Genomic DNA, 11,025 nt, shown 5'->3' on the forward strand with positions numbered 1-11,025 from the left:
GAAGGGCACACATGACCGCACACTTGCCCACCCATTGACCTGAAACAACGCAGGCTGCGCCGGACCGACGATTATCAGCGTTTCGATAATCCGCCATCGGGCCAGTCATGCTCACCTCTCATCCCCTCCCACCGCTCGTCATTCGCGGCCGCTCACTACTGCCGATCGTGCAAGGCGGCATGGGCGTCGGCATTTCGGCGCACCGGCTGGCCGGCAGCGTCGCTCGCGAAGGCGCGCTGGGCACCATCGCCAGTATCGACTTGCGGCATCATCATCGCGACCTGATGGACCGCTGCCGCGAGTCGCCCGAGCGGGCCACGCTGGAAGCGGCCAATCTCACCGCGCTGGCCCGCGAAATTCACTCCGCCAAAGCACTCAGCGAAGGCCGCGGCATGATCGCCGTCAACGTGATGAAAGCGGTCAGCGCGCAAGCCGACTACGTGCGCGTCGCATGCGAAAGCGGCGCCGACGCGATTGTCATGGGCGCCGGCCTGCCGCTCGATTTGCCCGACATGACCCAAGGCCACGACATCGCGCTGATTCCGATTCTGTCGGATAGCCGCGGTGTCGCGCTCGTGCTGAAGAAGTGGATGAAAAAAGGCCGTTTGCCCGACGCGGTGGTGATCGAACATCCGGCGCATGCGGGCGGCCATCTCGGCGTCAGCAACCTGACCGATCAACACGATGGACGCTTCGATTTCTTCCGCATCCTCGAAGAACTCGACACGGTATTCGTCTCGCTCGGCCTGAACCGGCAGGACGTGCCCTTGATCGTCGCGGGCGGCATCAATAGTCACGAGGCCGTCTGTAAGCTGCTGAACGCGGGCGCCAGCGGCGTGCAACTCGGCACGCCGTTCGCCGTTACCGAGGAAGGCGACGCGCATCCGAATTTCAAGCGCGTACTGGCTGAAGCCACGCCGGAGGACATCGTCGAATTCGTCAGCGTGACGGGACTGCCCGCGCGCGCTGTGAAAACGCCGTGGCTGATGCGCTATCTGCGCCATGAAACGAAAATCCGCGAGAAAGTCGGCGCGCTCAAACATATCTGCCCGACCGCGCTGGAATGTCTCAGCGCGTGCGGCTGGCGCGATGGTATCGAGAAGTTCGGCCACTTCTGTATCGACACGCGGCTCGCGGCGGCATTGCGCGGCGACGTGGCGAACGGTCTGTTCTTCCGCGGCCGCGAAGCGTTGCCGTTCGGCACGGCGATCCGCAGCGTGCACGATCTGCTCGAACTGCTGTTGACGGGCGCGACGCGACCGGCTGTCGCAGGGCGCTGGGCATTCTCACTGGGTTGATACGCGTCAACCTGCCGCGCGACGAGAACTTCGACAATCCCCGCATGCAAACAAACCAAGCGGGGAAGCACATGAAGCACTCGTCCAGAAACAGAAACGGAAACAGAATCCGCACCGCCGCCATCGCAGCGAGCCTGCTGTTCGCGGGCGCGCTCGCGCCGCTGGCGCATGCGGCCGGCGACGACGCGATGAGCGGTATTCACGCCGGCGACGTGCTGGTGCGCTTGCGCGCCATCAGCATCATGCCGAACGTGAGCACGACGCAATCGCTGAGCGCGCTCAACGTCGGCGTCAATAACGCGACCGTGCCGGAACTGGATCTGACCTACATGATTCGCGACAACCTCGGCGTCGAGTTGATTCTCGGCACATCGCGGCATCAAGTGACTTCGAACCTTGGCGGCCTCGGCGGCGTAAACGTATTGCCGCCCACGCTGCTGTTGCAATATCACTTCAATCACGCGGGCCGCGTTCGTCCGTATGTCGGCGCGGGTCTCAACTACACGTTGTTCTATAACAGCGGCCTGAGCGCGGGCGGCCAGCCGATCTCGATCAACAATCACAGCTGGGGACCAGCGTTGCAGGCCGGCGTCGACGTGCAGGTCACCAAGTCCCTGTTCGTCAACGCGGATATCAAGAAGATCTGGATGCACACGGATGCTTCGCTCGGCGGGCAGCCGCTTGGCCGCTTGAGCATCGATCCGGTGGTGGTCGGTCTGGGTGTCGGCATGCGGTTCTGATTCTCGCGCATCGCATGCGCGCTTGATCAACATGCGTTGCCATGTGAAAACGCCGGGTGCAATTTCGCCCCGGCGTTCTCTTTGACATTGATTCTGAGCGGCCAGCGCCGCAAGCATCGGGCGACCGGAGCCGCGAGGCCAATCTACAGTTTGTCGTTCGCAAACCGCATCGCGGTGCCTTCCTGCTCGATGCGAACCCATACGGCGCGCTTTTCCTCGTCGCTCAGGAAAACCCAGTTGGACACTTCGACGGCGGTGCGACCGCAGCCTTTGCAGACATCGTCGAACAACGTGGAACAGACGCCGATGCACGGGCTGTCGGGAAGATCGTGGAGATTCGAAGCCATCGGAAACCTTGGGGCGGAGAAGCGAAGTTCCGCTATGTTAACCGATGCGCGCCGTGCGCCTCGCCGCGTGCCGCCGGCATGGCCGCGGTTCGCGCATTGTTGGCAGCATCTGCCGCATATTTCGACGCCTTCGACGCGCGATATCGCCCGCTCGCATCAACGCGCGATGCTGTAGCCGATCCGCGCGATCCAGTGCTGGCGGTTGTTGTAGTCGAGCAGGTCTTCGCCGTAGCCATTGAAATAGCCCACCCACACATAGCCGCCCCACGCGCTGCCCAATAGCTTGGCGAGCGGATAGGTGAATTGCGAATCCACGCTGCCGTACCAGTGCTTGGTGCCCTTGCGCAGCGTGGTCGCCAGTTGCCAGCCGTCCGGGCTGCCGTATTTGACGAGCAAGTCGACGTAACCGCGATAGTCGGCGATATCGGGGTTGCTGCTCGTGCCGAGGTAGTAATAGATCTTCGGCGACACGGTCAGGTGGTTGGCCGTCAGATCGCCGAATTCCCAGGTCGGCCGGATAAACGGCATGTTGATGCTGCGCGAGTCCGCGCCGGCTTTGCCGTTCGACTCATGCGCAACGCCCGCCGCGAAACCCATGCGCGTGTATAACGGGCTCTGCCAGCCGGTGTCCGGCACGTAGTAGAACAACTGCGGCGAATAGGTCGTGTCGCGGAACGGCCGCGAATCGGCGGACAGATCCCAGATCGAGGTCTGCGTATATGCGAAGTACAGGTTGTCGAGGAAGGCTTTGGAGCGCAAATCGTCCGGGATCAGGATGCGGTATTTGAAGCTCAGTTGCAGCCGCGCGTTCGTGTCGCCGTTGTGGCCGAACGCGATGTACATCGGATCGTAATAGGAGAGGTGCGAGAGCACGCCGCGTCCGGTGGTCGCGAGCGAATCGCCGGGCGGCGCAATGGCGTCGCCGGTCGGGCCGCCGACCACGGCCGCCGTTGCCGCAACTTGAGCGGGCGTGGTCGCCTGGCTTTCCGCGCGTTCGGCCTGGGCAATCGCGTCCTGCTGCGGCCCGCGATTGATCGCGACGAGCGCCGGCGACGCGTCGAAGCCCACCGGGTCGATGCGCACCTCGCCACGCGCCGACTGCGGCCAGGGCGCCGAGAAACGCACCTTGCGGAACTGGCCCGGCCGCAGATGCAGCGTGTCGGGCACGCCCGCTTCGCGTTTCAAATCGAGCGGCTGCGGCGACTGTTCGCCTGCGCTCATCGTTACGCGGATGGTCGGCGGGACGGTGACGGTCAGGGGCTTGGTGTCGTCGGCGGAGTACAGCAGTGTGATCTGCAACGGCTCGTTGGCGGCGGCCACGCGAGCGGGTTGCAGCATCGCGACCGTCGCGCGCGCCTCGCCGCTGAGGAGGGCGCAGGCGGCGCAGACGGCGAGCGTGGCGAGCAGCGTGACGCGGGAGAAGCGCGCCGTGAGTTGACGGGACTGAGGGGAGGCATTGCGGGCAAGGCAGTCGATTGAGGCGTCAAAACGCATGAGGCTGTCGTCCTGGAGCAAGGGCGGCGAGCGAAACGGACACGGCAGGCATCGAAAGACGACACCCGCAACGCTCACCGGATCGGTCGCGCGGAAGCGCTGAAGGGCGCAAAAAATGGGCACAAAAATGGCTGCCGCAAACAACCCGGCAGCCGGGATGAAACAGACCGCACAGCCGGCGCGCCGCGCAAGCAGACAGCGTCGCTGGTGATGGCGAGATACTCAGAGAATACTTACAAAGTCATTTGATTGACAGGCCGGTCGAAAAAAACGGCCTCTCAGACACCGAACGCGAGTTGCCACAACAACGCGCCGTTGAGCATGATGATGAACGCCGCGGACAGCCACGCGAGCACGAGCGGCACGCCGCGCACGCGCCAGCCGCGCATCAGCGCGGCGTCTGACGTGAAGCGGATCAACGGCACGACCGCGAGCGGCAATTGCAGGCTCAGCACCACCTGGCTTGCCACCAGCAACTGATTGGAACCGTGCTGGCCGAACAGCGCGACCGCGAAGAGCGCCGGCCCGATCGCCAGCGCGCGGGTCAGCAGGGCGCGCTTCCAGCGCGGCAGACGGATGCGCAGAAAGCCTTCCATGACCGCCTGGCCCGCCAGCGTGCCGGTCACGGTCGCGCTCAGTCCGCAGGCGAGCAGCGCCGCCGCGAACAGAATGCCGGCCCAATGCGTGCCGACGAGCGGTGCGATCAGACGGTGGGCATCCGCGAGATCGGTCACGTCACGATGGCCGCTCACATAGAACACGGCGGCGGCCACGATCAACAACGCCGCATTGATCACGAAAGCAAACGACAGCGAACCGAAAGTGTCCAGATTGACGACGTGCAGCGCGACCCTGATCTGCGCGTCGCTGCCGTCGGGCGCGTGATGCTTGACGAGCGCCGAGTGCAGATAGAGGTTGTGCGGCATCACCGTCGCGCCGACGATGCCCGCCGCGAGCCACACCATGCCCGCGTTGCGCAGCAGCTCGACGCTCGGCACGGTGCCGGCGAGCGCCGCATGCCAGTCCGGCCGCGCCAGCGCGAGCTGGACCACGAAGCACAGGCCGACGAAGCCGATCAGCGCCGCGATCACCGCTTCCAGTTTGCGGCCGCCTTTCCGCTGGAGCGCGAGCAGCGCAAAGGTGCAGACCGCCGACATGAGTACCCCGACCGTGAGCGACACGCCAAGTAGCAATTGCAACGCGACGGCGCTGCCGACTACCTCGGCGACGTCGCACGCGATGATCGCGACCTCGCTCGTCAGCCACAGGAAGAGGGTGCCGCGGCGGCCCGTGCGTTCGCGGCAGACTTGCGCGAGGTCGCGCCCGGTCACGACGCCCAGGCGCGACGACAGCCACTGCAGCAGCATCGCCATCAGGCTCGACAGCAGCACGATGCCGAGCAGGCGGTAGCCGTAGCCAGCGCCGGCGCCGAGAGCGGTCGCCCAGTTGCCCGGATCGATATAGCCCACCGCGATCAACGCCCCCGCGCCGACGAACGAGAGCCAATGCGGCGGACGTGCCGCCCCATCGCCCGGCAGAGGCCGGCGGCGGTTGGGACGCAATGCGAACGGATTCGTGTTCATCGATGCCTGAGGTTTAAGACTGAATCCTCTTGCAAGCCACGTGCCCGCCGCGCGTACGGCTGGCGGCGCGTCGAGACCGGGACGCGGCAACGCGATTGGCGGCGTGCCGTCGCTCGGCCTGTGAGAGCTATTGTGCACCGTCGAACGCTTCGCGGCTTGAGTGCACTCCGACCTTGGCCGTTCGGCATCGAAGTCACGGAAAACGGCCGCGGGCCACCACCGTTTGCTCGAACGAAGCGCGCCCTGCACAGCGTCAACTTGACAACCGGATAACGGCGCGCCGGTACGGGTGTTTTTTTCGGGTGGACACGCGCGCATAACCCGCTAAAATTGCGGCCAATTTTCCAGCGGTGCGGCGGACGCTGTACCGTTTGCGCGACAGCCTGGCAATTTTTTTGGTCCGCGCAATAATTGATGGTACTTTTCGGGTTTTTCAGGGGAGCCGTGGGCGCAGTGCCGCGGCGCGGGTGAGGACGGCCGGCAACGGGCCGGTCAGGATCGGAGAACGGAATGAAAAGACGGGTAGTGGGGCAAGTGGCGGCGCTGGTCTTGTGCGCGGCGCCGTGGTTGACGGCCGCTGCGAAAGACACGCAGCTCAACGTGTATAACTGGTCCGATTACATCGCCAAGGACACCATTCCGAACTTCACCAAACAGACCGGCGTCCAGGTCAAATACGACAACTACGACAGCGACGACACGCTGCAAGCCAAGCTCCTCACCGGCAATTCCGGCTACGACATCGTCGTGCCGACCAGCAATTACGCCGGCAAGCAGATCGCCGCCGGCATTTTCGCGCCGCTCGACAAATCGAAGCTGCCGAACCTGAAGTACCTCGATCCCTCGCTGATGGCGCTCGTCGCCGGCGCCGACCCGGGCAACAAGTTCACGGTGCCCTGGGCCTACGGCACGACCGGACTCGGCTACAACGTCACCAAAGCGCAGCAGATTCTCGGCAAGAACGTGCCGCTCGATAGCTGGGACGTCCTCTTCAAGCCGGAAAACATTTCGAAGCTGAAGGCGTGCGGCGTGTCCGTGCTCGACGCGCCGGACCAGATGTTCGCCGCCGCGCTGCATTACATCGGCAAGGATCCGATGAGCACGAACCCGGCCGATTACCGCGCCGCGCTCGAAATGATGAAGAAGATCCGCCCGTACATCACGCAGTTCAATTCGTCGGGCTATATCAACGACCTGGTTGGCGGCGACGTGTGCTTTGCGTACGGCTGGTCGGGTGATGTCGTGATCGCCAAGCATCGCGCGGTCGAAGCGAAGAAGCCCTACAAGGTCGAGTATTACATTCCGAAGGGCGGTGCGCCGGTGTGGTTCGACGTGATGGCGATCCCGAAGGACGCGAAGAACAAGGAAGCCGCGCTCGAATGGATCAACTACATCGAAACGCCGCAGGTTCACGCCGCGATCACCAACGCCGTCTACTACCCGAGCGCCAATCTCGAAGCGCGCAAGTACGTGGACAAGGACGTGGCGAACGACCCGGCCGTGTATCCGCCGCCTGAAGTCATCAAGACCCTGTTCCTGCTGAAGCCGTTGCCGCCGGAAATCCAGCGGCTGCAAACGCGGCTGTGGACTGAATTCAAGTCCGGCCGCTGACCCGCGGCCAGAATGAACGGGTAAGCATCATCAAGAAGCCCTCGGTGTTCACCGGGGGCTTTGTTCGTCAAACGCCGGAGTCAAGCATTGTGATGAGTAGTGACCAGTCGGGCGCGCTGGCAGGGGCCGTCGCGCCGTCCCCGGGCCAGAACGCCGTTGCAGGCGACGCCACGGACAACTTCGTCCAGGTCGTCGATGTCGTGAAGAAGTTCGGCGAGACCGTGGCGGTCAAAGGCGTCAACCTCTCGGTGAAGAAGGGCGAGCTGTTCGCGCTGCTCGGCAGTTCCGGCTGCGGCAAGTCGACCTTGCTGCGCATGATGGCCGGACTCGAAAGCGTGAGCTCGGGCAAGATCCTGATCGACGGTGAAGACCTCGCGCAATTGCCGCCGTACCGGCGGCCGGTCAACATGATGTTCCAGTCGTACGCGCTGTTTCCGCACATGACCGTGGAGGGCAATGTTGCCTTCGGGCTGAAGCAGGAAGGCGTGCCGAAAGCCGAACTGAAGGACCGCGTGCAGACCGCACTCGAACTCGTGCAGATGTGCCGCTTCGCGAAGCGCAAGCCGAATCAGCTGTCCGGCGGTCAACAGCAGCGCGTGGCGCTCGCGCGTTCGCTGGTCAAGCGGCCCAAGCTGCTGCTGCTCGACGAGCCGATGTCCGCGCTCGACAAGCAGATCCGCCAGCGCACGCAAATCGAACTGGTCAACATTCTCGACAAGGTCGGCGTGACCTGCATGATGGTGACGCACGATCAGGAAGAGGCGATGACCATGGCGGGCCGCCTTGCCGTGATGAGCGAAGGCGAAATCGTGCAACTCGGCACGCCGCACGAAGTGTACGAATATCCGAATAGCCGTTTTTCGGCCGAATTCATCGGCTCGACGAATCTGTTCGAAGGTCATACGGTTGAAGACGAGCCCGATCACGTGTTCATCGAAACGCCGGATCTGTCTTGCCGTTTGTATGTGAGCCACGGCATTACCGGTCCGCTCGGCATGCCGGTGACGATTTCGGTGCGTCCCGAGCGGATCGCATTGACGCGCAAACCGCCTGAGAGCGCATACAACTGGGGCAAGGGCGTCGTCACGAATATCGCCTACATGGGCGGCTATTCGCTTTACCACGTGAAGCTCGACGCCGGCAAAACCGTGATCGCGAACGTGACGAGCCTCGCGCTGACCGAGATCGATCCGCCTACCTGGGGCGACGAAGTGTACGTGCGCTGGAGCGCATCGGCCGGCGTGGTGCTGACGTCATGAAGCGCTCGTTCAATTCCTTCGCCACGTGGCCGGTGCGGCGCTTCAACCTGACCGGCCGCACCGCGGTGGTGGCCGGTCCGTTCATCTGGTTGCTGCTGTTTTTTCTGGTGCCGTTCCTGCTGGTCGTCAAGATCAGTTTCGCCGATCTGCAGCTCGGCATTCCGCCTTACACGGAGTTGACCCAATTTGTGGACGGCGCAATTCACGTCACTCTGGATCTGTCGCATTACGCGTTTCTGCTGACCGACAGCCTCTATTTCGCGACCTACGTGAATTCCGTGGTGGTCGCGGCGATCTCGACGCTATTGTGTCTGCTGATCGGCTATCCGATGGCGTATTACATCGCGCGTTCGAATCCGGGCAGCCGCAATCTGCTGATGATGGCCGTGATGCTGCCGTTCTGGACGTCGTTTCTGATTCGCGTGTATGCGTGGATCGGGATTCTGAAGAACAACGGCTTGCTGAATAACTTTTTGATGTCGATCGGGTTGATTCACTCGCCGATCGAGTTGTATCACACGAATACCGCCGTTTATATCGGCATGGTCTATTCGTATCTGCCGTTCCTTGTGATGCCGCTGTATGCGCATCTCGTGAAGATGGACATGACGCTGCTGGAAGCCGCCTACGACCTCGGCGCGAAACCTTGGAAGGCGTTCTGGCAGATCACGTTGCCGCTCTCGAAGAACGGCATCATCGCCGGTTGTTTGCTGGTGTTCATTCCGGCGGTGGGCGAGTACGTGATTCCCGAATTGCTGGGCGGCGCGAACACGCTAATGATCGGCCGCGTGATGTGGAATGAGTTCTTCGACAATGCCGATTGGCCGATGGCGTCTGCCGTGACGTGCGCAATGGTGTTGTTGTTATTGGTGCCGATGGCGTTTTTCCAGTACGCGCAGGCGAAGGCGATGGAGGAAAGGCGCTGATGAAACCGAACCGGATTTTGCAGTTGATCGCCTTGGGGATCGGGTTTCTGTTTCTGTACATTCCGATCGTGAGTCTGATTGTGTATTCGTTCAACGAATCGCAACTGGTCACCGTGTGGACGCGTTTTTCGACTCGCTGGTATGCGGCGTTGCTGCAGGATGACGAGTTGATCGCGGCGGCGTGGTTGTCGTTGCGGGTGGCTTTGTTGACGGCGTTTGCTTCTGTTGTCATTGGCACGTGGGCCGGTTTCGTGCTCGCGCGGATGGGGCGGTTTCGCGGCTTTACGCTGTATACCGGGATGATCAATGCGCCGTTGGTGATCCCCGAGGTGATTCAGGGGATTTCGCTGCTGCTGCTGTTCATCGAAATGGCCAAGTGGTTGGGTTGGCCTGCCGGGCGCGGCATTTTCACGATCTGGATCGGACATGTGATGCTGTGTATTTCTTATGTGGCGATCATCGTGCAGTCGCGGGTGAAGGAGTTGCATCCCTCGCTCGAAGAGGCGGCGCTGGATCTTGGGGCTACGCCGTTGCGGGTGTTTTTCTTCATTACGTTGCCGCTGATTTCTCAAGCGCTGGTTTCCGGGTGGCTGTTGTCGTTCACTTTGTCGATTGATGATCTGGTGCTGTCGGCGTTTTTGTCTGGGCCTGGGTCGACTACTTTGCCGCTCGTTGTTTTCTCGCGTGTTCGGTTGGGGTTGAATCCGGAGATGAATGCGTTGGCTACTCTGTTTATTGCTGTGGTTACTGTTGGGGTGGTGGCGGCTAATTATTTTATGCAGCGGGCGGAGAGGAGGAGGGTTGGGATGGCGGTTTGAGGTTTTTGAGTTCTGTTGCGGTGGTCTTTGCGTTTTTGGCCTTTTCTTGTGTTCTTGGTGGTCTATTAGTGTTGCCCCTGTGCGGGGCGGCACTTACTTCTCTTTGCCGGCCGCAAAGAGAAGTAAGCAAGAGAAAGCGGCTCACACCGCTAATTCTTAAGCGGGTCCCCCGCACAGTTGCGGTAGTGGTGCATCTGGAATCTGGGTTCTCGCGCATTCGGCGCTTGTGACAAGGCGCTCATTCTTCCCGCCTCGCGCTCCGCGCTCGCCGGAACGGTACGCTCAAAGGTAGTGGGTTTGTTTGTGCGCGATGGGGTCATCAGCGTTGCCCCGTGATGGGACCTATCCGTAATTTCGTGGGCGGGGCATATCATGAGGGATCAAGGTCATGGATGATGCCGCGCACATCGTCGTCAGCCGCTTTCTGAACGACCGCGACGGCGCGCGCAGCGCCGCCGGAAAAATGACTCCTTTGTCACTCACGCGGAATGTGCGAGAGCACGGATTCCAGATGCACCACTACCGCAACTGTGCGAGGGACCCGCTTAAGAATTAGGAACCTGTCCGCATTTTTGTGTGCGAGGCGGTTAGCGGAGTTACCCGCGTGCGTTGGTAAAACGCTCGCCAAACAGAATGGCGAACTGGTTCATGGCGGAGGACCAGTCGAATGCCGCCCGTACAGACTTCGCCAGCACGTTGCGCAATGCCAGCCACAGTAGCTTGATGGCGGCCTCGTCGTTGGGGAAGTGACCGCGGGTCTTGATGATCTTGCGTAGTTGCATGTTCAGGCTCTCAATGGCATTCGTGGTGTAGACGACACGGCGTATGTCGGGCGGAAACACGAAGAACGGTGTGACGTTCTCCCACGCCCGTCGCCACGACTGCACGATGGTCGGATACTTCGCGCCCCATGGCCCTTCGGCAAAGGCCTCCAGGGCCTGCTGCGCGG

General features: G+C 62.1%; 10 protein-coding genes. 6 read left to right on the forward strand and 4 right to left on the reverse strand.

Annotated elements, in window-relative coordinates:
* The first annotated feature begins 107 nt into the window (after positions 1-107).
* A complete protein-coding gene (locus B0G73_RS34515; RefSeq protein ID WP_106285586.1) occupies positions 108-1,298 on the forward strand; it encodes a nitronate monooxygenase family protein in 1,191 nt (396 codons plus the stop codon).
* Between the two features lie 71 nt (positions 1,299-1,369).
* The gene (locus tag B0G73_RS34520; RefSeq protein WP_308706160.1) at positions 1,370-2,038 is read left to right on the forward strand and encodes an OmpW family protein; all 669 of its coding nucleotides are present in this window, start codon (positions 1,370-1,372) and stop codon (positions 2,036-2,038) included.
* Between the two features lie 143 nt (positions 2,039-2,181).
* Here the strand turns inward: B0G73_RS34520 and B0G73_RS34525 are convergent, their stop codons facing one another.
* From B0G73_RS34525 to B0G73_RS34535, 3 genes are all read right to left on the reverse strand, one after another.
* On the reverse strand, positions 2,182-2,385 hold the full coding sequence (locus B0G73_RS34525) for a DUF1289 domain-containing protein (protein WP_012433308.1): 204 nt from the start codon (positions 2,383-2,385) through the stop codon (positions 2,182-2,184).
* Positions 2,386-2,541: 156 nt separating this feature from the next.
* Positions 2,542-3,879 (reverse strand): phospholipase A, encoded by a 1,338-nt coding sequence (locus B0G73_RS34530; protein WP_106285598.1) that lies wholly within the window; start codon positions 3,877-3,879, stop codon positions 2,542-2,544.
* 278 nt (positions 3,880-4,157) lie between these two features.
* Positions 4,158-5,462 (reverse strand): Nramp family divalent metal transporter, encoded by a 1,305-nt coding sequence (locus B0G73_RS34535; protein WP_106285587.1) that lies wholly within the window; start codon positions 5,460-5,462, stop codon positions 4,158-4,160.
* Between the two features lie 510 nt (positions 5,463-5,972).
* Between B0G73_RS34535 and B0G73_RS34540 the strand changes: the two genes are divergently transcribed.
* The 4 genes from B0G73_RS34540 to B0G73_RS34555 all read left to right on the forward strand — a co-directional run bounded on the left by B0G73_RS34540 (position 5,973) and on the right by B0G73_RS34555 (position 10,076).
* Positions 5,973-7,073, forward strand: a complete 1,101-nt coding sequence (locus B0G73_RS34540) for a polyamine ABC transporter substrate-binding protein (protein ID WP_106285588.1) — start codon at positions 5,973-5,975, stop codon at positions 7,071-7,073.
* A 92-nt stretch (positions 7,074-7,165) separates the two neighbouring features.
* Complete coding sequence (locus B0G73_RS34545; protein WP_181196712.1) at positions 7,166-8,332, forward strand: ABC transporter ATP-binding protein; 1,167 nt, start codon at positions 7,166-7,168, stop codon at positions 8,330-8,332.
* On the forward strand, positions 8,329-9,258 hold the full coding sequence (locus B0G73_RS34550; protein ID WP_106285589.1) for an ABC transporter permease subunit: 930 nt from the start codon (positions 8,329-8,331) through the stop codon (positions 9,256-9,258). Before B0G73_RS34545 ends, B0G73_RS34550 begins: the two co-directional genes overlap by 4 nt.
* Positions 9,258-10,076, forward strand: coding sequence for an ABC transporter permease subunit (locus B0G73_RS34555; protein ID WP_106285590.1), 819 nt, complete (start codon positions 9,258-9,260; stop codon positions 10,074-10,076). Before B0G73_RS34550 ends, B0G73_RS34555 begins: the two co-directional genes overlap by 1 nt.
* A gap of 596 nt (positions 10,077-10,672) precedes the next feature.
* On the opposite strand, the gene B0G73_RS34560 is transcribed toward B0G73_RS34555, so the two are convergent.
* Positions 10,673-11,025 (reverse strand): transposase (locus B0G73_RS34560; protein ID WP_146144249.1); only part of this gene is annotated, 353 nt, incomplete at its 5' end.

Origin of the sequence: Paraburkholderia sp. BL25I1N1, assembly GCF_003002025.1 — a bacterium.
Taxonomy (GTDB): Bacteria; Pseudomonadota; Gammaproteobacteria; order Burkholderiales; family Burkholderiaceae; genus Paraburkholderia.